16 protein-coding genes and 1 pseudogene are annotated in these 23,374 nt (G+C 74.3%); 5 read left to right on the top strand and 12 right to left on the bottom strand.

Annotated features, from left to right (window positions below):
• Positions 1–49: 49 nt before the first annotated feature.
• The 7 genes and pseudogenes from JK361_RS31435 to JK361_RS31405 form a co-directional block, all read right to left on the bottom strand.
• Positions 50–1,288, bottom strand: a complete 1,239-nt coding sequence (locus JK361_RS31435; RefSeq protein WP_201824764.1) for a phosphodiester glycosidase family protein — start codon at positions 1,286–1,288, stop codon at positions 50–52.
• Between the two features lie 75 nt (positions 1,289–1,363).
• The gene (locus JK361_RS31430) at positions 1,364–1,723 is read right to left on the bottom strand and encodes a DUF779 domain-containing protein (protein ID WP_201824762.1); all 360 of its coding nucleotides are present in this window, start codon (positions 1,721–1,723) and stop codon (positions 1,364–1,366) included.
• Positions 1,724–1,800: 77 nt separating this feature from the next.
• Positions 1,801–2,148, bottom strand: coding sequence for a VOC family protein (locus tag JK361_RS31425; protein WP_201824760.1), 348 nt, complete (start codon positions 2,146–2,148; stop codon positions 1,801–1,803).
• A gap of 628 nt (positions 2,149–2,776) precedes the next feature.
• A pseudogene (locus JK361_RS31420) lies at positions 2,777–3,415 on the bottom strand (DedA family protein); the annotation flags it as partial.
• A 985-nt stretch (positions 3,416–4,400) separates the two neighbouring features.
• A complete protein-coding gene (locus tag JK361_RS31415; protein WP_201824752.1) occupies positions 4,401–4,661 on the bottom strand; it encodes a DUF5132 domain-containing protein in 261 nt (86 codons plus the stop codon).
• Positions 4,662–4,859: 198 nt separating this feature from the next.
• Complete coding sequence (locus JK361_RS31410) at positions 4,860–5,999, bottom strand: alpha/beta fold hydrolase (RefSeq protein WP_201824750.1); 1,140 nt, start codon at positions 5,997–5,999, stop codon at positions 4,860–4,862.
• A gap of 219 nt (positions 6,000–6,218) precedes the next feature.
• Positions 6,219–7,967: a DUF885 domain-containing protein gene (locus JK361_RS31405; RefSeq protein ID WP_201824748.1), complete on the bottom strand. Its 1,749-nt coding sequence runs from the start codon at positions 7,965–7,967 to the stop codon at positions 6,219–6,221.
• Positions 7,968–8,124: 157 nt separating this feature from the next.
• Between JK361_RS31405 and JK361_RS31400 the strand changes: the two genes are divergently transcribed.
• The 5 genes from JK361_RS31400 to JK361_RS31380 are packed head-to-tail and all read left to right on the top strand — an operon-like array spanning position 8,125 to position 15,188.
• A complete protein-coding gene (locus JK361_RS31400; protein ID WP_201824746.1) occupies positions 8,125–9,723 on the top strand; it encodes an ABC transporter substrate-binding protein in 1,599 nt (532 codons plus the stop codon).
• A 45-nt stretch (positions 9,724–9,768) separates the two neighbouring features.
• Complete coding sequence (locus JK361_RS31395) at positions 9,769–10,755, top strand: ABC transporter permease (RefSeq protein ID WP_201824745.1); 987 nt, start codon at positions 9,769–9,771, stop codon at positions 10,753–10,755.
• 4 nt (positions 10,756–10,759) lie between these two features.
• The gene (locus JK361_RS31390) at positions 10,760–12,775 is read left to right on the top strand and encodes a dipeptide/oligopeptide/nickel ABC transporter permease/ATP-binding protein (protein WP_236053867.1); all 2,016 of its coding nucleotides are present in this window, start codon (positions 10,760–10,762) and stop codon (positions 12,773–12,775) included.
• Entirely contained in the window at positions 12,772–13,833 is a 1,062-nt protein-coding gene (locus JK361_RS31385) for an oligopeptide/dipeptide ABC transporter ATP-binding protein (protein ID WP_307787366.1), read from the top strand. The genes JK361_RS31390 and JK361_RS31385 overlap by 4 nt, the downstream gene beginning before the upstream one ends.
• Entirely contained in the window at positions 13,830–15,188 is a 1,359-nt protein-coding gene (locus tag JK361_RS31380) for an NAD(P)/FAD-dependent oxidoreductase (RefSeq protein ID WP_201824743.1), read from the top strand. Before JK361_RS31385 ends, JK361_RS31380 begins: the two co-directional genes overlap by 4 nt.
• Before the next feature lie 79 nt (positions 15,189–15,267).
• Here the strand turns inward: JK361_RS31380 and JK361_RS31375 are convergent, their stop codons facing one another.
• The 5 genes from JK361_RS31375 to JK361_RS42455 form a co-directional block, all read right to left on the bottom strand.
• A complete protein-coding gene (locus JK361_RS31375; protein ID WP_251092386.1) occupies positions 15,268–15,456 on the bottom strand; it encodes a hypothetical protein in 189 nt (62 codons plus the stop codon).
• A 31-nt stretch (positions 15,457–15,487) separates the two neighbouring features.
• Positions 15,488–16,225 carry an SRPBCC family protein gene (locus JK361_RS31370; RefSeq protein WP_201824741.1) on the bottom strand — a complete coding sequence of 246 codons (738 nt, stop codon included), beginning with the start codon at positions 16,223–16,225 and terminating at the stop codon, positions 15,488–15,490.
• A gap of 29 nt (positions 16,226–16,254) precedes the next feature.
• Positions 16,255–17,502, bottom strand: coding sequence for a cytochrome P450 (locus JK361_RS31365; protein WP_201824727.1), 1,248 nt, complete (start codon positions 17,500–17,502; stop codon positions 16,255–16,257).
• Positions 17,503–17,512: 10 nt separating this feature from the next.
• On the bottom strand, positions 17,513–17,728 hold the full coding sequence (locus JK361_RS31360; protein WP_201824725.1) for an MbtH family protein: 216 nt from the start codon (positions 17,726–17,728) through the stop codon (positions 17,513–17,515).
• A gap of 5 nt (positions 17,729–17,733) precedes the next feature.
• The coding region (locus JK361_RS42455; protein WP_201824723.1) for a non-ribosomal peptide synthetase at positions 17,734–23,374 on the bottom strand (5,641 nt) is incomplete at its 5' end.

Here is a 23,374-nt window from a genome sequence, read left to right as displayed (position 1 = left end):
CGGTGCATCCGGCTCGCCCGGCTCATCCGGCTCGTCCTGCTCGCCCGGCTCATCCGGCCGGGAAGACGCCGATGCCGTTGGGCACGGGGCGCTCTGCGCCGCCGCTGGGGTGGTTGTGTACGGTCACGGCGGTGTCGCCCGTGTCCCGGGTGACCATCTCCGTGGAGCCGCCGCCGTCGAGGTTGAAGGCGTCGGAGGCACCCAGCGACCGCATGGCGTCCGCCTCCTCCGCCACGGTCAGGCCGGTGCGGTAGTCCGCGGCGCCGTCCAGCGCCAGCAGCAGCAGTTTCCGCCCGTCGTCCTTGGTGCCCACGACCGTGCGCACGGCCGAGGTGACGTCGTCCAGGCCGGCCGGCGGGATGCCGCCGCGCAGTACCGGGAAGCCGCCGATCGCGAACGTGTACGGCACCTTGGACGTGGCCGCCACCAGGGTGTGCGTGACGTCCACCGGGTCGCCGACGGACAGCTCGCGCAGCTGCCGCGCACCGTCCTCGCGGCCCACCAGGACCGTGGTGTCGGCCGGAATGGTGCCGCTGCCCGGGGCGTCGGAGACGGACACCACCCGGCCGCCGCGCACCTTCACCTCGTACGTGTCGTCGCTGCACGGCGCCGACCGCTGGGTGTCCGTGCCGCAGACGGCACGCACCCGGGAGGCGGTGCCCCAGCGCGCGGTGAAGGCGCCGACGGAGTTCACCGGGAGCGCGTACTGGTTGAGGCCCTTGAGGGGCAGCCGTCCGTCCGGCGCGCCGACCGACCCGTCGAGGGAGAGGCGGTCCAGCCGGGCCCGCCGGTCGGTGCCCACGCCGAACACGTCCAGGGTGTCCGTGCCCGGGGGCAGTGCCGGGCCGAACCGCTGGCCCTTGGGCACCGCGGCCTTGAGCACCTGCCCGGCCGCCATGGCCGGTCCGACGGCCGCACCGGTGACCTCCACACCCGGGTGCTGCGTCTCGCTGATGTCGAAGAAGTCACCGTTCACCCCGGCGAGCGCCCCGGCCGAGTCCGCCAGCCGGGACACGGTCGCCCGGGCCGCCACCGCGCCGGGGTGGAGCAGGTCGACGCGGACGTGCGGATCGGCCAGGTCCACCGTGAGCAGGTGGGCGTGGGCCGTCCCCGCCGCCGCGTCGATGTCGAACTGCCGGTAGGTGACGCCCGGCGCGATCCGCTTGCCCACCGGTGCGGCGCCCGCCGGTGCCGCACCCGCCAGGGTCGCACCGGACAGCACACCGAACGCCGTGGCAACCGTGAGAACCGCTCTGCCCGCTGCCGAACGCCTGCTGCGTCTGGTCACCGTCTCCCCTGATGTCTCGTCAACTGTCCCTTCGCACGGGGGCAGTGCACCAGACTCAGGGGTCCGACAGGCCGACTAGGCGTCTACGACGCGAGAACGGGTGAGAAAACGCACCCCCTCGGGTGCCTCCAGCGAGAAGCCGCTGCCCCGGCCCGGCACGACGTCCACGATCAGCCGGGTGTGGCTCCACGCCTGGTACTGGCTCCGCGACATCCAGAACGTGACGGGCTCCGGCACACCGTCCACGGCCAGTTCCGCCAGCAGCACGTCCGAGCCGCCGGTGCGGAACTCGCCGTCGGGGTAGCACATGGGGGCGCTGCCGTCGCAGCAGCCGCCGGACTGGTGGAACATCAGCGGGCCGTGCTCGGTGCGCAGGCGGCGCAGCAGCTCCGCGGCCCGCGGGGTGAGTTCGACGCGCGGGATCTCCTCGTCCATGTCACCCTCCTGGACGGCCGGGGCTCGGATCCGCTCCAGTCTCACGGATGGTCAGGAGGGCGTCCAGAAGGCGTCGTTCAGCGATGGCCCAGCACGTTGACCACCCGGCCGTTCGGATCCCGGACGAAGAACCGCCGTACGCCCCACTCCTCGTCGGTCAGCGGATGCACGATCTCCGCGCCGCGCCCCCGCATCGCCGCGTAGGCCGCGTCGACGTCCTCGACCTCGATGCTCAGGTCCGGGACCACGGGGGCGGTCAGGTCCTCGGTCATGAGACTGAGCTGGACGGCGGGGTTCTCGGCGGAGGCCAGCGTCCGGATCCAGCCGTGATCCATGACCTCCTCCAGACCGAGGACGCCGTAGAACTCCGCGCTCTCCGGAGCGGCGTTCGAACGGATGTTGGGCACGACACGGCGTACGGGCATGAGGGGGCTCCAACGGTCGTCGGTTGCGACGGACGAGAGGTCAGAGTAGCCCGGAGCCCGGAGCCCGGAGCCCGGAGCCCGGAGCCCGGAGCCCGGAGCCCGCAGCCCGCATCCCGGAGCCCGCAGCCCAGAGTCCATTGCCCGCAGCCCGGGCCCAGGGCCCGGAGCCCAGAGCCCAGAGTCCAGGGCCCGGAGCCCGGGGTACTGGGGTGGCGTGCCGGGAGTTCGCGTCCGGACGACCCGGAGCACCTCCGCGCGGTCGTGGGCACGCTCAGCCGGTGGCGCGGGTGCGGCGCGTCAGCAGGGCGTACACCCACGAGGCCACCACCAGTCCGGCCGGCAGGGCGCCGGCCAGCTGGAGTGCGTCACCCTGCGCCGGGGGTCAGTCCGACGAGTCCCGCCGATCCGGCCGCTCCCGCCGTTCCCGATCCGGCCCTTCCCGCCGTTCCTGATCCGGCCCTTCCCGCCGTTCCGCCCGTTCCTGCGCTTCCGGCTGTTCCCGTCGTTCCCGCTGTCGCGGCCGTTCCTGCGCTTGCGGCCGTTCCTGCGCTTTCGGCTGTTCCCGTCGTTCCCGCTGTCGCGGCCGTTCCTGCGCTTGCGGCCGTTCCCGCCGTTCCTGTCGTTGCGGCCGTTCTCGCCGGTCCCTTCGCTCCCGGTGGGCGCGGCGGGCCTCCGGGATCAGCGGGAGCAGCGACACGACGACGACCAGGGCCACCAGCGGCAGCAGATAGTCGTCGATGTGCGGGACGGAGGCCCCCAGGGTGTATCCGGCGAGGACCAGCGTCTGCGACCACAGCACCCCGCCGACGGTCTGCCAGAGCGTGAAGGGCCGTCCGGGCACGCCCAGGGCCCCCGCCACCGGGTGCAGGACCGACCGCAGCAACGGTACGAACCGCCCGATCACCAGCGCCTTGCCGTGGCCGTAGCGGGCCAGCAGCCGTTCCGCCCGTGACGCCGCGTCCCGCACCCGGCGGCTGGACGTGCGCGCCAGCAGCGCCCGTCCGCCGTGCCGTCCGATCAGATACCCCACCTGACCGCCCGCCACCGCCCCGACGGCCGCGCACAGCAGTACCTGCCACAGGGCCAGCCTGGGCGGCTGCTGGGCGGTGCCCGCGCACAGCACGCCGGCCGGGAACAGCAGCGTGTCGCCCGGCAGGAAGAAGCCGAAGACCAGCAGACCCGACTCGGCGAAGATCACCACCAGGACGCCCAGCGCGCCGAAGGCGGCCAGCACCGCGGCGCTGTCCATCGGATTGACGGCTATCACCGGCCGAGCCTCCTGGCTCCTCGCGGACCTGTCCGCTCCCCAGCATCGCCTGCCCCGCACACGGCGCGCACACCCGCGCGAACCGGGGCGGGAACCCCAGCTGTCACCTGCCCAGCAGGCTGCTTACAGCCGCGCGGATCGGGGCGCCCCTGCCGCCTCGCCTGCCTCGCGCAGCCGTGCGGTCGCCGCGGGATCCCCTGAAACAGGTCCTGTCGGGGCCCTCCGGCAGCCGTGTGCGACCGGCGCGGTGGAGGGCCGCCACTTCGGGAAGGGCCCGGTATGACCGGCATCAGCGCCGAGAGCGAGTTCGACCTGGACTTCGACCTGGATGTCGTGTCCGAGGACACCCCCCGCCGTGGAGGGCAAGCCCTCCACGGGCACCGGCACGTGCCTGTCCTGCCCGGTGACCTCCTGGCACTGCTGATCACCGGGGCCGGTGCCGGGGCGCGGCACACGCGGCACCGGCCCGCGCCGGAACCCAGGACGAGGCAGGCACGACCGAGGGCGGGTGCGCGTGAACGGCGACGGTGTGCTCGGATCGGCCGGCTTGGCTATGCACCGCGGGTGCGGGTGCGGTCCGGGCGTGGGGCCCGGTGCGGCTGACGTTCGCGGAGCGAGCCGTGGTGGCGGCACGACGAGGCGGCCGTCGCCGATCCGGCCGCCCGTTTCACGGCCGCACCGCTGGTGCACGTCGAGCACCAGCCGGACGCGGGCCACAACCTCGGTCTCGGCTGGACCACGCGCCCTTACCACCTGCGGGTGCCGACGTTCCCGGAGAGCCGTCTCGCCGCCCCGCGGGTGCCGGCGTTCCCAGAGAGCCGTCTCGCCGCCCTTGCGGGTGCCGGCGTGCCTGGAGAGCCGTCTCGCCGCCCTTGTGGGTGCCGGTGTTCCCGAAGAGCCGTCTCGCTGCCCGCGCCGCGGCCCTCACCGAGCGGCCCGTCACGGCGTCGTGAAACGCCCCGGCGGAAGGCCGGACCGCCGGTTCTCAGCCGGCGGCGGCGCCCTGCGCCGTCACCTCACCGTCGGCCTTCACACGACGCGTGCGAGCCGAACCCGTCATCTTCTCGGCGGCCACCTCGGCGGTGAGGCCCTGGATCTCCTCGCTCGCCTCGACGGCTGCGCGCCTGACCTCGAGGGTCAGGCCGACCGACGTCTTGATGATGCCCCGCACCAGCGGTTTCACCACTCTCTTGACGAGAGGGGCCGCGACGAGGCCGACGAGAAAGGGAGGAAGTACAGGGGTCATGGGGAACCCTCTCTTGAGTACACGGCACGGTTGCCGCCGCCGCGTCTGCCGCTACCGCCGGGCCGGCGGCGCCGGCAGGAATTCGCCCCCACCGGGAAACACCGTAGTCGGCCCCCGGCGGACACGCCTGGGGACGCCGACGCCTTTCATTCGTTCGGGCGGGAGCGCGCCGGAGCGGACCGGGGCTGCCGAGGGGGCTCAGGACGGGTCCGGGGCGCGCGGCCCGTGTCCGTCCAGCAGTGAGCCCACCACCTGGACGACGAACTCGGGTGCGCGGTCCGGGAAGTCGTGGCCGGTCCCCTCCGGGGTGTAGACCCTGCGGGCCGCGCTGGAGGCGGCGAGGAAGCGGTCTCGCACGGTGAGGAAGAAGTGCCGTACCCGGGCGCTCTCCTCCGGGTCGTCGACAGCGTCGAAGATGTGGCCGCCGCCGGTCAGATCGCGGGGTGCCACCAGGAGGAGGGGCAGCGAGCCGAGTTCGCCGTCGTGTACGACCGTCTGCCAGCCGTCCCGGGTGATACCGCCGGGCGACAGCTCGCGCAGGATCGACGCCGCGGCGCTGTTCGCCTTGGTCCTGGTCTCGACGAGGGCGAGAACCTGCGTCGGGTCCTGGGCCTTGGCCCCGTTCCGCGGCACGAGGGGGTGGAGGCCGAAGAGGTGGCGCAGCGCGAGGGCGCCCTGGTCCCTGGCGGCATGCCGCAGGGACGCGAGCGAAGGGCCGAAGGCGACGACATCGGGCGGAGTGGGATCGAGCAGCACCAGACCGGCCACCAGATCGGGGCGGCGCCTGGCGGCATTGGCCATGAGCAGTCCCCCGAACGAGTGACCCACGAAGACGTAGGGCCCCTTCTCTCCGGCCCGTTCCAGCGCCGTGAGCAGTTCGACGGCTTCGGCCGCCGTCGTGCGCGGGAACGGGCCCGGATCGCTCCAGCCGGAGCCCGGACGGTCCACCAGGACCGAGCGGGTCCGTTCCCGCGCCAGCGCGTGCAGCCGGTACATGGCGTACCCGCCGGCGTGGCCGCCCGGCATCCAGACCACGGTGGGCCCCCGGCCGGCGTCTCCCTCGGCGAGGACGTGCATGCGGTGGCCGCCCACGTCGACCATGCGTCCGGGTGGCGGATACCGCACCTTCACCCGGGCCACGTGCACGAGGTGGCGGAGGGACCCGAGACCGAGCGCGAGGGCGACGGCGCACAGCACGCCGCCGAGAACGCGCCAGCCGGTTCCGAGGGTGACGCACCAGGCGCCCGCGGCGGCCGGCAGCAGGGCGATGGCCAGCCCGGCCCAGTCCCGGCCGAGCAGCCGAAGTGCCGCGTCGGCGACACGTGTGCCCGGTCGCATGGTTCCCTCTTCCGTCCCAGCTTTCGTGGTCGCCGCCGCGGACACCGCGCGTCCCGGCACCCGGCTCCAGCATCGTCCCCCGAAAGCCCCGCCGGCGCCATGCGCGGTGCCGGGTCCCGCCCGCCGCCACAGCCGTGCGGGCGGCCGACGGGCCGGGGCGGAACCCTGCCGGGGCCGCCCAGGCCCGGCACCCGACGCCCGGTCCGGTCGGCCTGCACGTCATGTACCACGGCCTGGACTCCGGACCACCGCCGGCCGGGCGGGCAGTTCTCGCGCCAGCCGCCGGCGCAGGGCGGGGAACGGGAGTGCGCCGCCGGCCAGCACGGTCTCGTGGAAGGCGCGCACGTCGAACGCGGCTCCGGCGCCGCGTTCGCACGCCGCCCGCAATGCCGTGAACTCCGCATGACCCGCCCGGTACGTCAGCGCCTGTCCCGGCATGTCGGTCGCGTAGCGCAGCAGCTCGGTGGTGATCTGCCCCTCGGACTCGGCCGCCGCGTGGGCGCGCATGAAGGTGCGTGCCTGCTCCAGCGTCATGGTCCCGAGGTTGAGCCCGGTGTCGACGACGAGGCGCTGCGCGGTGAACCGTTCATGGGCCAGGCGTCCGTACGCGTCCCACGGGTCGTCGTACAGCCCCATCTCCCAGGCGAGTCCCGCCGCGTACTCCGCCCAGCCCTCCTCGAACCCGCTGAAGGCCACCAGTTCGCGCCGCAGGTCGGGCAGCGCGGTGTTCTCCGCCTGCCGGGCGAGGTGGAAGTGATGTCCGGGCGCCAGCTCGTGGTAGATCAGCGCGGCCGCACCGAGCAGTGACCGGTGCGCCAGGTCGGAGGCGTTGTAGCGGTAGCGTCCCACCGGCTGCGCGGCGGTCGGCGGTTCGTAGTAGCCGAACGTCATCGACGCCTCCAGCGCCGGATCGAGCCGGGCCACGCCGTAGGGGGCGCGGGGCAGGACCGCGAACCAGCGCGGCAGCAGCGGTGTGAGGCGGTCGAGGTGTCCGCGGTAGCGGGCCTCCACCTCCTGGGGGGTGGCGGCGTACAGGCGGGGCTCGGTCGCGAGCCGTTCACGGAACTCCGCTTCCGACCCCGTGAAGCCGAGCGTGCCGCGCATCTCCCGCATCCGCTCGCCGAGTTCGCGGCAGTGTTCCCGGCCGAGTTCGTGGAGGCGCTCGGGTGGTGTGTCACCGGACGTGTACGTCCTGACGAAGGCCCGGTAGGCCGCCTCGCCCTCCGGGTAGCGGGCCCATCCGACGGCCCGCGGTGCCCGCCCGAGGTAGTCCGGGTCGCTCACGAGGGCGAGCAGGCGGTCGAACGCCGGCTCCAGCTCGGCGGCCACGAGCCCCGCCACCGCGTCGCGCAGACGGCCCCGGCTCGCCGCGTCGAGCAGGGTGAGCCGCTCGTCGTCCGCCCGGACGTACCGCGTCACCGATGCCCGCAGCCCGGTGAGGGTGGTGCGCACCCCGGGCAGCGCCGGGGCCGGGACACGGAAGCCCCGTGCCGCCTGCCCGGCCGCCTTGTCACCGATCGTCGCGACGCAGCGGGCCAGATCCCGTACGAGGGACACGTACCGGTCCGCGTCGCCCCGGTCCTCGAAGCGGAACGGGCGGAATACCGCGTCACCGTACTGCTGGAGGCGGAACAGCTGGTACGGAGTGGCGGTGGGGGTGAGCCAGTGGAACCGTCCCGCCTCCGCTTCCTGTTCGGCCAGCGCCCGGAGGAAGCCCGCGGTGTCGGCGGCGGGACCCGGCAGCGCCGCGGGCCGCAGCGCACCCAGCCGGTTCAGCACCCCTGCCGCGAACCCGGCGCGCTCGTCGGCCTCCGCGGCGGACACCCCCGGCAGCGACTCGACCGGCAGCCCGCGGCGGCTCCGCAGCGACGGCTCGCGCGCGAGCAGGAAGTCCCAGTACGAGGCCGCGAGCCGGTCGACCTCCCGCGCCGCCGAGCCGTCCGGGGAGTCCGCTGAGTGGTTCGCCATGGTGCCAGTGTGCGGGCAGAAGTGACGCGGCATCAGGAACGGCGGCCGACCGCGCGTCGGACGGCCTCACTCGGACGGGGGAAATCGTCCGGCCCGTTCGTGTCCGGCCCGGGGGAGCCGCTCCGGCGCCGTCGCTCCCGGTGGCACGATGAGCGCCATGCACCGCCGAACCGTGTCGTTCCCCAGGGCCCGGTCGGCCGCGGTGGCGTCCGCCGCTCTCGCGTCAGCCGTGCTGGCCGGTTGCGGCGGCGGCGACGTGTCATCGACCCGCACCCCTGTCGTCGTAGGCGGCACCGTCACGATCGCCACCGCCTCCGAGACCCCGAGTTTCCATCCGTACGCCCAGTTCGGCTCGGCCCTCGCTCCCTACGCCTACGACTCGCTGGTCACCGTGGCACCGGACGGGCGGGTGGTGTCGGGCCTGGCCGGGAAGTGGCGGGCCGGAGCCACTTCCGCGCGTTTCACCCTGCGCAAGGGCGTGACCTGCTCCGACGGCACGGCCCTCACGGCTTCCGGGGTGGCCCGGTCACTGCGGTATGCGAGCGATCCCCGCAACCGGCTCGTCGGCGCCCGGGCGGCACTGCCCGGTGTGCCGTTCACGGTGTCGGCCGACGACGCGACACGGACGGTGTCGGTGCGGATGGCGTCACCGTACAGCTTCATCGAGCGGACGATCGGTCTGGTGCCCGTCGTCTGCCCCGCCGGGCTCGCGGACCCCGCCGTCCTGGACCGGAGCACGCGGGGCACCGGGCCGTACGTGCTGAGCGGCTACACCTCGGGCGGTCCGTACCTCTTCACACGGCGCAAGGGGTACACGTGGGGGCCGCGCGGAACGACCAACTCGGCCGCGGGCCAGCCCGAGCGGATCGTGGTGTCCGTGGTGCCGCAGGAGTCCACGGTGGCGAACCTGCTGCTCACGGGCGGCGTGAACATCGCCTCGGTGACGGGCCCGGACCGCGCGCGGCTGACCGGCCACGGCCTGGCCACCGCCCGGGTGCCGACCGTGGTGGGGCTGACCTTCTTCAACGAACGGCCCGGCCGTCCCCTGAGCGATCCCGTGCTGCGCCGGGCACTGGTGGGCGCCCTGGACCGCAAGGGCCTCGCCAACGTGGCGACCGGCGGCGACGGAACGCCCGCGAGCCACCTGACCGCCGCGGACTCCGTCTGCCACGCCGACGTGGCGGGCGGGAACCTGCCCGCGCACGGCGCCGTGACGGCCCTGGACACCACGGGCTGGACGAAGGACGCCCGCGGCAGGCTGGTGAAGCACGGCAGGCCGCTGCGGCTGCGGCTGCTCAGCAGCGCCGACTTCGGCTCCACCCTTCCCGCGGTCGCCGAACTGATGGCCGCCACCTGGCAGGCACTGGGCGCGGACGTCGACCTCGTCAGCGAGAGCCGCAACGCGGTGATGCAGGCCATGTACCAGAGCGGCGACTTCGACGCCGTGGTCGGCAGCTCGCCGGGTCCGCCGCTGCCCGCGCAGCTCGTCCCGTACTTCTCCGGCCCGCCGCCGTCCCGGGGACTGAACTTCGCGCACGTCGCCAACCGCGCGTACGACCGCTCCGTCGCCCTCGCGCTGCGCGCGCCGGGCACGGCCGGCTGCGCGGACTGGAACAGGGCCGCCGCGGCGCTGTTCCGCTCGGCCGACGCGCTGCCCGTCGCCGACGGCACGGGCACGGTGTACGGCTACCGGACGACCTTCGCCGTCGCGCCCGGCGGCCGGATCGTCCCGACCAGCATCCGCCTGCACAGATAGCGGCGGCCGCCGCACGCGGCCCGCCACCCGTCGAGGAGGTCTCCCATGACGACCGTGTCCGCACGGCTCGGTGCCCTGGCCCGGCGCCACCCGTGGGCGGTGTTCTGCGGCCGGCGAGCGGTGCGGCTGACGGTCTCCCTCTTCGTCGTCGTCACCGCTTCGTTCGCGATGATCCGGCTGGTGCCCGGTGACCCCGTCCGGGCCGCGCTGGGCGTGGACGCCCCGCCGGACCTGGTGGCGGCGAAGCGGCACGAACTCGGTCTGGACCGTGGTCTGCCGGACCAGTACCGGCAGTACCTGCGCCATCTGACCCATGGGGACCTCGGGGTCTCCCTGGTCACCGGCGAGCCGGTGGCCGACCTGATCAGGGCACGCCTGCCGGCCACCTTGCTGCTGGCCGTCCTGGCGTTCGTCTGCGTACTCGCCGTCGCCCTTCCCGGGGGGCTGCTCGCCGCGGTGTGGACACGCGGGGGGCGGCGGCCCCGGGTGGAGCTGGCGTTCACCGCCACCACCTCCGTCATGGCGGGCGTGCCGGACTTCGTGCTCGCGGCGGGTCTCACCGCGCAACTGGCGGTCGCCCTGCGTCTCTTCCCGGTGGCCGGCGACCTCGGTCCCCGGTCCTACGTGCTGCCCGTGCTCGCGCTCGCGTTCGCCCCGACCGCGGTCCTGCTGCGGATCGTACGGGTGGAGACGCTCAAGGTCCTCGCGTCGGACCATGTGCGTGCCGCCCGCGCGAAACGGCTGCCCGCCGTCCCGCTCCACCTGCGGCACGTGGTTCCGAACACGCTGACCGCGTCGCTGACGCTCGCCGGGAACCTCCTGCCGGCCCTGATCGCGGGAACCGTACTGGTCGAGAAGGTGTTCGCCTGGCCGGGCATCGGTTCGGCGATGGCCCAGTCCGTGGCCGCGCAGGACCACGCCGTCGTCGAGGCGTCGGTCCTGGTGCTGGGCTCGGCCGTCCTCGTGGTGAACTTCCTGGTCGATCTGGCCCTCGCGCTGCTCGACCCCCGATCGGTCATCCGGAAGGCGTGATCCGATGGTGCCGTCCTCCCTCCGCCCCGCCGCACCGCGTGCCGCCGGCCGCTCCGGCGCGTCCCGGTCGGGCTGGGCCTCGCCCCTGGGCGCGACCACCCTGGTGATGCTCGGGACGCTCGCCGTACCGGCCGTCGCGGGGGCGGTGCTGTGGAGGACGGCCGCCGACCGTCCGGACCCCTCGGCGGTGCTGCGGGGGCCCACCGCGGAGCACCTGCTCGGCACGGACCGCCTCGGCCGCGACCTGCTCGCCCGGCTGCTCGCGGCGACCTGGCCCTCCCTGCTGCCGGCCGTCGCGGCCACGCTCCTCGGGGCGGCGGCCGGGATCACGCTCGGCGCGCTCACCGCCGTCGTGGGCGGGCGCGCCCGCCGCCTGCTGGGAGCCCTGATCAACCTCCTGCTGGCCTTCCCCGCGCTCCTCGTCGCGATGTTCTTCGCGGCCCTCTTCGGCGCGGGCGCGGACGGGGCGGTGTGCGCACTCGCCGTCGCCTGCGCACCGGGCTTCGCGCGGATCACGCAGACCCTCGCCGCCACAGTGGCCGGCACCGACTTCATGGCGGCGGCGCGGGTGCTGGGACTGCGCCGCCACCGGCTCCTCCTGCGCCACGTCCTGCCCCACATCGCCGAACCGCTGGTGCTCAACACCACGGTCGCCGCGGGCTCGGCGCTCGTGGCCCTGTCGGGACTGAGCTTCCTCGGACTGGGGGCGCAGCCCCCCTCGTACGACTGGGGGCTCCTGCTGAGCCAGGGCCTGGACCGCATCTACACCGAACCGCTGCCCGCCGTGGCACCCGGCATCGCCATCGCCTTCGCCGCCGTCGCGTTCCAGCTGCTCGGCGAGGTGCTGGCCGGAGCCGCCGCGCGACGCGCCCGCCCACGGCAGCCGGAGGAACCCACGGCACACCCGGCACGCGCCGGCCGCCCGGCGGCCGCGGACCACGTGCTGGAGGTGGAGGACCTGCGGGTCGTCCTGCCCGCGACGGACCGGGTGGTCCGGCCCGTCCGCGGTGTCACCCTCGCCCTGCGCCGCGGTGAGATGGTCGGCCTGGTCGGCGAGTCCGGCTCCGGCAAGTCGCTGACGGCGCTGGCCATCGCCGACCTGCTGCCGGACGGCGCCCGCGCGACCTGGGGCACCCACCGGTTCCTCGGCGCGGACGCCGGGTCGTCGTCACGCGGAGAGCGACGCCGGCGGTTGGCGACGGGAATGGCGATGATCTTCCAGAACCCGGCGTCGGCCTTCAACCCGTCGCTGCGCATCGGGACGCAGATGACGGAGGCCGTGCGCGCACACCACGGCACCCCTCGGGCCCAGGCCGTCGAGCAGGCCCTGGCCGCGCTCCAGCGGGTCGCGCTGCCCGGCGGGCGCCGGCTGCTGCGCTCCCGTCCCTTCCAGCTGTCCGGCGGTCAGCGCCAGCGCGTGGCGATCGCCGCCGCCTCGATGATGCGGCCCGCCCTCATCGTCGCGGACGAGCCGACGACGGCCCTGGACGTCACCGTGCAGCGGCAGATCATGGACCTGCTCCGCCGTATCCGGCGCGACGACGCCACCGCGATCCTCTTCATCAGCCACGACATCGCCCTGGTGGCCGACGCCTGCGACCGGGTCCTGGTCATGTACGGGGGAACGATCGTGGAGAACCTCCCCGCCCGTGAGCTGGCGGCCGGCGCACGGCATCCCTACACCCGGATGCTCGTCGCCTCGGTCCCCGACCTGGCCGCGGACCGTGACCGTCCCCTGCGCACCATCGAGGGGGGACCGCCCGATCCGTGCGCCACGGCCCCGGGATGCCCGTTCCACGACCGCTGTCCGCACCGGCTGGACCGGTGTGCCGTGGAGAGCCCCGTGCTGTCCCCGCTCGGCCCGGAGCACGAGGTCGCCTGCTGGGGACCGCTGCCCCCGGCCCCGTTCCGCGGACAGCGTGTGACCGAAGCGGCGGCGACCGAAGCGGCGGAGACCGGCATGACGGAGACCGACGTGACGGAGACCGACGTGGTGGAGAAGGAAGAGGCGGAGAAGTGAGGGAAGGGGCAGGGCTGGCGCTGCACGACGTCACCGTCCGCCACCACGGGCCGTTCGGTCCGGTCACGGCGGTGGACGGAGTGTCACTGGAGGTTCCCGGGGGCCGGACGGTCGGCCTGGTCGGCGAGTCCGGTTCGGGGAAGTCCACCCTGGCCCGTGCGGTCGTCGGACTGGACAGCCCGAGTGCCGGGCGGATCACGGTCGGCGGGCGGGAGTACCGGCGGCGCAGGGCGGCCGACCGGCGCCGGCTGGGACAGCAGGTCCAACTCGTGTTCCAGGACCCGGACACGGCACTGGACCCGCGGATGACCGTCCGCCAGTCGCTCGCCGAATCGGCGGGGGCCTTCGTCCGGCTGGACCGCCGCAGCCGCGAACAGCGCATCGGCGGACTGCTGGAACTGGTCGGCCTGGACGCCGGCTGCGCCGACCGTGTGCCGGGGCGGCTCTCGGGCGGCCAGCGCCAACGCGTGGCCGTCGCCCGCGCGCTCGCCGTCGACCCGGCGGTCCTCATCGCCGACGAGGTCACCTCGGCTCTCGACGTCTCGGTCCGGGCGGCACTCCTCACCATGCTCCGGGACCTCCAGCGCCGTATGGGCTTCGCCATGCTGTTCATCAGCCATGACCTCGCCGCCGTCCGCCATGTGTCGGACGTCGTCGCCGTGATGTACCTCGGCCGGGTCGTCGAGACCGCATCCACCGAGAACCTGCTGCGCAGCCCCCGGCACCCGTACACCCGGACGCTGCTGTCCGCCGTCCCGAGCCTGCACGCCGGACGACGGCCGGCCGGGGAACCCCTCCTGCCCGCAGAGGTGCCCGACCCCGCGTCGCCACCGGCCGGATGCCGCTTCCATCCACGGTGTCCCGTCGGGCCGAACCGGCGTCCCGGCCGGGAGGTCTGCGCCGTACGGGACCCCCAGCAGGAGGCGGCCGGGCAGCCGCACCGCGCCGCGTGCCACTTCCCGTACCGCGCCGACGACGGCTCGCCCCACGCCGGTGGCGTGCACCGGGGCGCGAACGGCGACCGGGCTCCGCGCACCCCCGGGAGCCTCCCGTCATGACGGCAGGGGAACCGGACACGCTTCCGTCCGGCGCGGACGCGGTCGTCGTGGGGGTCGGTGTGATCGGTGCCGCGGTGGCACTGGAACTGGCGCGCACCGGCCGCCGGGTCGTGGCCGTCGACAAGTCCGGCGGCGCCGGCCACGGCTCCACCAGCGCCTCGAGCGCGATCATCCGCTTCAACTACTCGACCTGGGAGGGTGTCGCCACCGCCTGGGAGTCCCGGCACTGCTGGACGCGGTGGGCGGAGCACCTGGGCACCGTGCGCGGCCCCGGCCTGGCGGCGTTCGTGCGGACCGGAGCGGTGCTCCTCGACGCGCCGGGCTCCGGGACCCCGGAGGTCATCGCCCTGTTCGAGCGGGCCGGCGTGCCCTACGAGCGCTGGGACGCCGCAACGCTGCGCGGCAGGATCCCGGGCATCGACGCGGGACGCTACGGTCCGCCCAGGTCCCTGCGGGACGAGGCGTTCTTCTCCGGCCCCGAAGGCGAACTCGGTGCGCTGTTCACGCCGGACGCGGGCTTCGTCGACGATCCCCGGCTCGCGGCACAGAATCTCGCGGACGCCGCCGCCCGCAACGGGGCGCGGTTCCTGTTCCACCGCACGGTCGTCGAAGTCCTGCGCAGCGACGGCCGGGTGGCGGGCGTCCGGCTCGCCGACGGCACCGTGGTCACGGCACCAGTGGTGGTCAACGCCGCCGGGCCGTGGTCGGGCGCGTTCAACCGGATGGCCGGGGTCGGGGCCGAGTTCACCGTCGGGGTGCGCCCGCTGCGCCAGGAGGTCCACCAGGTGGCGGCACCGGTGCCTGGGGGCGGTGCCACCGCGCCGGGCCCGGGCGGCGCCGGGACCACGCCCGGCCCGGTCGTGGCCGATGTCGATCTCGGGACCTATGTGCGTCCCCACGGCGGGCACTTCCTCATCGGCAGCACGCTGCCCGCCTGCGACCCGATGGAATGGCTCGACGACCCCGACCGGTGCAACCCGCATCCGACGCCCACCGGGTTCGACACCCAAGTGACGAGGGCCGCACGCCGGTTCCCGCTCCTGCGCGTGCCGAACCGGCCGACCGGCATCGCCGGCGTCTACGACGCCGCCGACGACTGGGCCCCCCTCTACGACCGCACCGACCTGCCCGGCTTCTACGTCGCGATGGGCACGAGCGGCAACCAGTTCAAGAACGCCCCTCTGGCGGGCCGGTTCCTGGCCACCCTGGTCGACCGCGTCGAGGCCGGCCACGACCACGACCACGACCCGCTGCGGTACACCGGCGAACACACCGGACTCGTCGTCGGCCTGGCCGCGTTCTCCCGGAGACGGCCCATGCCCGAGGGCGCCGCCTCCCGGACCGTCATGGGCTGACGCGGGGCGTGGCGCGAGGCCGGTGCCGTCCGGGAGCCGCCGCACCGGACGGCACCGGCCTCGGGACGCCGGAAGAGGTCTACCAGCGGCCGCGTGCCGACGCGGAGCCGAGCTTGGAACTCAGCACCGACAGGAACGTCGGGAGCCTGTCCACCGCGGACTTGGGGACAGGGGTGACCTGGACCGTGTCCCGTACCACGTCCTGCACGACGAGCTTGTAGGTACCGCCGTCCTGCACGAGTTCGGCGGCGTAGAGCAGTGTTTCCACCAGGGATCCTCCGGTTGTGTCGTACGACGGGTCAGGCGCCGTTGAGCCAGGCGCTCCACGCCTTGGTGACCTGCTGTTCGTCCGTGTCCGCGGCGAACACGTGGTGGCCCAGCCAGATCGGCCAGTTCCATGAGCTGCCGTTGAAGAACCGGTACAGGGCGTCCGGGCCGCGCAGGCCGACGAAGTCGGGGCTGAGCCAGTCCACGACCACCTCCTCGGAGCCGCCGTCCGCACCCGGCAGGTCGAGCGACAACCGGTCGCCGACGGCCGCGTCGTCGGCGAGGCCGAGGCGCCGGCGCAGGGCGGCGAAGTCGGCGGGGTCGTCGGTGCGCTCGTCACGGCCGGCCTTGACGTAGACGGCGGGGCGGCCGGCGAAGTGCCGCAGGTACTCGGCGAGGCCGTGCTGGTAGAAGTCGACGTGCTTCTCGGCCGCGTCCGCCTTGGTGTCCCAGTAGTCGTCGACGACTCCCGTGTGCACCCAGTGGATTCCCATCCGCAGGTGGGTCGTTGCGTCGTCGAGCGGCTCGATCCGGTAGGTGAGCGTGTTGGAGAACCCGTCGTCCAGCGCCACGCGCACGGCGAAGTGGTGCGGCGGCTCCCACGCCACGACGGTGCCGTCGGCCCGGGTGACCTTTCCGCCGACGCGCGGCTCGACCTCCATGGGGTACAGCCAGCCGAGGTTGCCGGCGCCGGTGGCGACCGCCTGCCAGACCTGCTCGGGCGTGGCGGCCAGGTCCTGCTCCCGGCGGACCTCGAACTCTCGGGCCATGGTCGGTTCTCCTTCGTCTCGTTCGGGTGTCAGTAGGTGAGCGGGAGGGTGCTCAGCCGTCGTTGCAAGGGGTTGGGCCGCCAGTCGAGGACCGCGCCGTCGGCCAGCCGCAGGTGCGGGAGCCGCCGGACCAGCGTGCCGATGGCCACCTCCGCCTGGAGCCTGGCCAGCGGGGCGCCGAGGCAGAAGTGCGGGCCGTTGCCGAAGCTCAGGTGCCGGTTGCCGGAGCGGGTCAGATCGAGCCGGTCGGGGTCCTCGAAGCGCTCGGGGTCACGGTTGGTCGCGGCGAGGAACAGGTACGCCAGCTCGCCCTCGCGCAGCGTCCGCCCGCCGATCCCGACGTCCTCGGCCGCGACCCGGACGATCGCCTGGGTGGGTGTGTCGTAGCGGGTGAGTTCGTCGACGGCCGTGCGGATCAGCGCCGGGTCCGCACGCAGCCGGGCCAGCTGGTCGGGGTGGCGCAGCAGGGCGAGCGTGCCGTTGCCGACCAGGTGGGTGGTCGTCTCGTCCCCCGCGGTGATCAGCACGAAGCAGGTGGCCAGCAGTTCGGAGTCGGTGAGCCGGTCGTCCTGTGCCTGCGTCGCGACCAGGGCGCTGACCAGGTCGTCGCCCGGGTCGGCCCGGCGCATGCGGACGAGCCGGGCGAGGTACTCCTCGTACTGCTCGATCGCCGCCTCGGACTTGCCGATGTCCTCGGAGAGCCGTCCGAAGCGGCGGAACCAGCTCTTGACCTGCGGGCGGTCGTCGGGCGGGATGCCGAACAGCTCGCAGACGACGGACAGCGGCAGCGGGGAGGCGACCGCCTCGATCAGATCCATGGACGGCCCCGCCGCGACCGCCTCGTCGACGAGCCGGTCGACGATCCGCTGGATGCCGCCGCGCAGGGCTTCGACGCGCCGGGCGGTGAAGGCGCGGTTGGCCAGCTTGCGCAGCCGGGCGTGGTCCGGCGGGTCGGTGTTGCTCATCACCCGGCCCAGCCGGTCGGTGAGCCGGCTGAAGGCCTTGAGGTCGCCGCCGAGCGCGCTGTAGGCGCGGGTCATCCGGTCCCGGTCGTTGGACAGCCGCAGGTCGCCCAGGGCCGCCTCGACGTCGGCGTACCGGGTGAGGTACCAGATGCCCTGGGCGCTGCGGTGGACCGGGCTCTCGCGGCGCATGCGGGCGTAGAGCGGGTACGGGTCCCGGCGGGCCTCGGGCGTGTGCAGCGCCGCGGCGAGGTCGCCGGGCCGGGCGGGGCCCGCGTCGCCGCGGGCCCCGCCCAGAGTGTCGGTGGAGGTCACGTCGGTCGCGCTACCGCTGGGCGTCCATGGCGTCGGCGAGGCTCTTGGGCCGCATGTCGGTCCAGGCCTGCTCGACGTACTCCAGGCATGCGGCGTGGGTGCCGGGGCCATGGGCGACGGTCCAGCCGGCGGGGACGTCCGCGAACTGCGGCCACAGCGAGTGCTGGTTCTCGTGGTTGACGAGCACGAGGAAGGTGCCGTCCTGGTCCTCGAACGGGTTGGTCATGGGAATCAGTCCTCCTGGTTGCGGGTCGGGGTGTCACCGGTGGCCTCGGCCAGCCTGGCGGCCAGAACCGGTCCGATCTGGGCGAGGGAGCCGGCCTGGGTCATCCGGTCGTGCCGGGTGGTGATCTCGTGCGACTCGATGCGGCCGGTGATGTACGGGCGCCAGGTCCCGGGCCCGGCGTCGTCCCGGTCCCGGTCGATCGTGGAGTTGAACAGCAGCAGGTCTCCGTCGAACGTGCCCGGGACGAAGTCGACCGCCAGCCTCGCGTTGTTGATCATGATCTGGACGACGATCTCGATCTGCTGCCCCGTCAGGCCGGCCAGCGCGCTGCCCCGCTCGCGCAGGAAGTCGGCGACCTCGGCATAGGTCAGCGGCCGGTCGCCCAGCTCGTCCGGGTCGCAGTCGAGCACACCGACGAGCACGTCCCGCTCGGTGGGCACGGGCACCTCCTCGAACGCCACGTCCTTCACCGGGTAGGCGTCGAGGATCGCCAGCAGCGCCGTCCGCTCGCCTTGCGCCTGCAGCTCGCAGGCGATCGCGTGGGCGATCAGCCCGCCGGCGGACCAGCCGAGCAGCAGGTACGGGCCCTCGGGCTGGATCTTGCGGATCTGGTGGGCGTAGTCGGCCGCCATCTCCTCGAAGGACTCCGGCCGGGGCTCGGGGCGGCCGAGGCCGCGCGCCTGGATGGCGTAGACCGGGTACTCGGCACCGATGTGGTTCAGGAGCCCGCTGTACGACCAGCTGATGCCGCCGCCGGGGTGGATGCAGAACAGCGGTGTCCTGCTCCCGGTCGTGCGCAGCGGCAGCACCACGTCCAACGCGTCGTCGGGATCGTTCATGACCAGGCGTTCGGTGAGCCCGGCCACGGTGGGCGCTTCGAACAGCGTGCGCAGGCCCACCTCGACGCCGAGGGTCTCGCGGACGCGGGAGACCAGGCGGGCGGCGAGCAGCGAGTGCCCGCCCAGGTCGAAGAAGCTGTCGTCGATGTGGACCTGTTCCCGGCCGAGCACCTGGGCGAAGAGGTCGCACAGCAGCTCTTCCTGCGGTGTCCGGGGGCCGCGCCCGGTGCCCGGCGCGCCGTAGTCGGGGGCCGGCAGGGCGGCCCGGTCCAGCTTGCCGTTGGCGGTCAACGGCAGTGCGTCCAGGGCGACGAACGCCGACGGCACCATGTACTCGGGCAGTTCGCGGCGCATCCGGTCGGACAGCTCGACCGCCTCGGGCGCCCCCTCGGGAGCGGGCACCAGGTAGGCGACGAGCCGCTTGTCGTCCGCATGGTCCTCGCGGACGACGACGGCGGCCTGGGCGACGCCCGGGCAGCTCGCGAGCACCGCCTCGATCTCGCCGGGCTCGATCCTGAAGCCGCGCAGCTTGACCTGGTCGTCGGCCCGTCCGGCGAACTCCAGCACGCCTTCCTGGGCCTCCGGCCGCTCGGACCCCCAGGCCGTCCACCACGCCAGGTCGCCCGTGCGGTACATCCGGCTCCCGGGCGGCCCGTAGGGGTCGGCGGTGAACCGCTGTACGGTCAGGCCGGGCCGGCCGGCGTAGCCCCGGGCCACGCCCACCCCCGCGAGGTACAGCTCGCCGACCACGCCGGGCGGCACCGGCCGCAGCGCGGCGTCGAGCACGTAGGCGCGCATGTTCGCCATCGGCCGGCCGATCGGCACGGTCGCGGCGTGCTCGGAGAGGGTGTGCACCGGGTGGCAGGTGGCCAGGGTCGTGGCCTCGGTGGGGCCGTAGCCGTTGACCACCAGCAGGCCGGGGCAGGCCGCCTGCACCCGGGCGACGGCGGCCGGGGAGACCACGTCACCGCCGGTCCACACCTCGCGGACTCCCGCGAGCAGGTCCGGCCGCTCCTCGGCGACCAGGCGGAACAGGCCGGCCGTCAGCCACAGCCCGGTCACCTGGTGCTCTTCGACCGTCCGGTGGAGCTGGTCGAGGTCGAGCCGTCCGGGCGGTGCGACCACGATCCGGCCGCCGCCGAGCAGGGGCACCCAGTGCTCGTACGTCGAGAGGTCGAACGCGGTGGGGGAGTGCAGCAGCACCCGCTCGTGTCCGCCGTCGCGCCAGCAGGGGGTCAGGGCGTGGGCCACCACGTCGCGGTGGGTGACGGCCACGCCCTTCGGGCGCCCGGTCGAGCCGGAGGTGTACATAACGTACGCCAACTGCTGCGGGTGACAAGGCACTTCAGGGTCCGAGGAGTCGGTCTCCGCCTGGATCAGTGCGGTCAGCACGTCCTCGGTCAGGACCAGCGAGGCCCCGACCTCCTGGAGGATCAGGTCGATGCGGGACTGCGGGAACCGCGAGTCGAGGGGCACGTAGGCGCCGCCCGCCTTGATGATCGCCAGGACCGCCACGACCAGGTCGGCCGAGCGCTCCAGCAGTACCGCCACCGGCGTCTCCGGCACCACGCCCTGGCGGATCATCGCCCGGGCGAGGCGGTTGGCCCGCAGGTCGAGTTCCCGGTAGGTCAGCTCGGTGCCGCCCGCCACGACGGCCACCGCATCGGGGGTGGCTCGCGCCTGCCGGGCGAACAGCTCCGGCAGCCCGGCCTCGGGCAGCTCCACGGCGGTGTCGTTGAACTCGGACAGCAGCCGGTGGCGCTCCTCGCCGGACAGGATGTCGATCCGGCCGATCGGCCGGCCGGGGTCGGCGACCACCGCGCGCAGCAGCCGTGCCCAGCGGTCGAACAGCGACTCCACGGTGGCCGGGTCGAACAGATCGGTGGCGTACTCCACCGCGCCGACCATGCCGTCGGGGCCGCCGTCCGGCCGGTACTGCTCGGCCAGGCTGAACGTCAGGTCGACCCGCGCGGTGCCGGTCGGGGCCTCCAGGTAGGCGGTCGACAGACCCGGCAGCGTGAACTCGCCCAACGGCGCGTTCTGCAAGGCCAGCATGATCTGGAACAGCGGGTGGTGCGACAGCGACCGGGCGGGGTTGACCACCTCGACCAGGTACTCGAACGGCACGTCCTGGTGGGCGTACGCGGACAGGGCCTTCTGCCGTACCCGGCCGAGCAGTTCGTCGAAGCAGGGGTCGCCGCTCGTGTCGGTGCGCAGCACCAGGGTGTTGACCATGAACCCGACGAGGTCGTCCAGGGCCTGGTCGGTGCGCCCGGCGATGGGGCTGCCGATCGGGATGTCGGTGCCGGCGCCGAGCCGGGTGAGCAGCGCGGCGAGGCCGGCCTGGAGCACCATGAACATACTGGCGCCGCGCGCGGTGGCCAGGTCCCGCAGCGCCCGGTGCAGTTCGGCGTCCAGCCGGACGACGACCTTGCCGCCGAGCTGGGAGGCCACGGCCGGCCGGGGCCGGTCCGTGGGCAGGTGCAGCCGCTGCGGCACCCCGGTCAGCTCCGCGCGCCAGTAGGCGAGTTGCCGGGCGAACAGGCTGTCCGGGTCGGCGGCGTCGCCGAGCAGATCGCGTTGCCAGTGGGTGTAGTCGGCGTACTGCACCGGCAGCGGGGACCACTGCGGTTCCTCGCCCCGGCAGCGGGCCGCGTAGGCCGTCGCCAGGTCGCGGGAGAGCGGGCCCATCGACCAGCCGTCGGCCGCGATGTGGTGCACCACGAGCAGCAGCACGTGCCGGTCGGGGGCGAGCGCGAGGAGCTCCGCGCGGACCGGTGGCTCGGCGGCCAGGTCGAAGCCGCGCCGGGCCCCCTCCGCCAGCCGGCCGGGCAGCCTCGTGTCATCGACGTCGACGACGGGCAGTTCGGGGCGGGCCTCGTCCGCGCCCAGCACGAGCTGGTACGGCACCCCGTCCGCCTCGCGCAGGACCGTCCGCAGGCTCTCGTGCCGGGCGACCACGTCGGCGAGCGCGGCATGCAGCGCCGACCGGTCCAGCTCGCCGTCCAGGCGCAGCGCGAGCGGCATGTTGTAGGTGGCGCTCGGCCCGTCCATCCGGTGCAGGAACCACAGGCGCTGCTGGGCGAAGGACAGCGGGATCCTCCCCCCGTCACCGTCCGGGGGTGCCCCCACGGGCCGCGGACGGGCGGTCAGTGGGGGCCGCTGCGTGACCGCGCCGTCGAGACGGGCCGCCAGGGCCGCCACGGTCGGGTGCTCGAAGAGCGTGCGGACCTCTAGCTCCGCGCCGAAGGCCGCCCGGACCCGGGAGGCCAGCCGGGTCGCCAGCAGGGAATGCCCGCCGAGGTCGAAGAAGCTGTCCTCGACGCCGACCCCGGGCAGCCCGAGCACGTCGGCGAAGAGGTCGGCGAGCAGTTGTTCCTGCGGGGTCCGCGGCGCCCGCCCGATCGCGGCCGTGCCCAGGTCGGGGGCGGGCAGTGCGCGGCGGTCGACCTTGCCGCTGGGGGTCAGCGGCAGTGCGTCCAGGACGACCACGGCCGATGGCACGAGGTAGTCGGGCAGCCGGTCGCGCAGCCGGTCGCGGAGCGTGCCGACGAGGGCGCCCGTGGCGCGGCTTCCGGTCGGGCGGTTGGTGAGCGAGGACAGCGCGGTGCCGGCCGGCCGCAGCGGCCGGTAGGCCTCGACCGGGGCCGCTCCCGGCGCGCCGCCGATGACGACGTCCAGGGCGTCGGGTGCGCCGGCCGACCAGGTGACGTCCACCCGGCGGCCGAGTTCGTCGCCGAGCGCACGGAAGTCCTCCGGGTCGGGCAGGTCGCCGCCGTCCGGGCCGTGCAGCCGGTCCAGCAGTTCGGCGAGCGTGCCGTCCCCGTTCTGCACCGCCCGGGCCAGCGCCGCCTCGCGGGCGACGCGCCGGTTCGGCACCCCGGTGATGCGCACCGGGTCCGCGCCGGGCCGGGCGAGCAGCTCGCGCACCTCCGCGAGGCCGGCGACCTCACGGCCCCAGGCCAGCTCCCGCGCCGCGGCCGGTGCCGCCGGGACGGCCGACCGCTCGTGCAGGGTGACGTCGTAGCGGTAGCGGGTCAGCTCGTTGTGGTGCCGGCCGCGCTTTACCTCCACGGTCACGGCCCCGACGGTGCCGCGGTCGCGCAGGACGGTGAAGAAGTCCGGGTCGACCAGGAGTTCCTTCTCCACCAGGAGGGCCTGCTCCACGGCCCGGCGCACCGAGGACAGGTCGGCACCGTCGTCGGCCCGGTGGAGCTGGACGGCCGTCGCCAGCGGGCGCAGCAGCCGCAGGTTGCGGACGTCGCCGACGAAGAGGGCGCCGCCGGGGGCGAGCAGCCGCATCAGCCGGTCGATCACGTCCGCGAGGTAGTCGGCGGACGGGAAGTACTGCACCACCGAGTTCAGCACGATGGTGTCGAACCGCCCGGCCGGCAGCCCGTCGGTGTCGTGCGCCGGGCGGGTCTGGAGCACCACACGCCCGGCCAGCCGCTCCTCCCGCGCCACCTGGCCGGCCAGCGCGTCGATCGCGGTGGCGGAGAAGTCGGTCGCCCAGTAGGCCTCGCAGTGCGGTGCGATCTGCGAGAGCAGCAGGCCGGTGCCGACGCCGACCTCCAGCACCCGGCGGGGCCGCAGGGCCAGGATGCGGGCCACGGTGGCGTCCCGCCACTCCCGCATCTGCTCGACCGGGATCGGGCTCGCGTCGTAACTGCTGTTCCAGCCCACGAAGTTCTGCCCGAAGGCGGCTTCCCGGGGAACGATGGGCAGGGCGTCGTAGATGTCCCGCCACTCGCCCACGTGGTCCGCTTCGAGGCCGCTGTCCCGGGCCGCCTCCTGGCACGGGACGACG

The sequence above is a fragment of the Streptomyces musisoli genome (assembly GCF_016741855.1).
In the GTDB taxonomy this organism is placed as follows: Bacteria; Actinomycetota; Actinomycetes; order Streptomycetales; family Streptomycetaceae; genus Streptomyces; species Streptomyces musisoli.
Note: the sequence above shows the minus strand (reverse complement) of the source record. Positions and strands in the feature narration are given on the sequence as shown.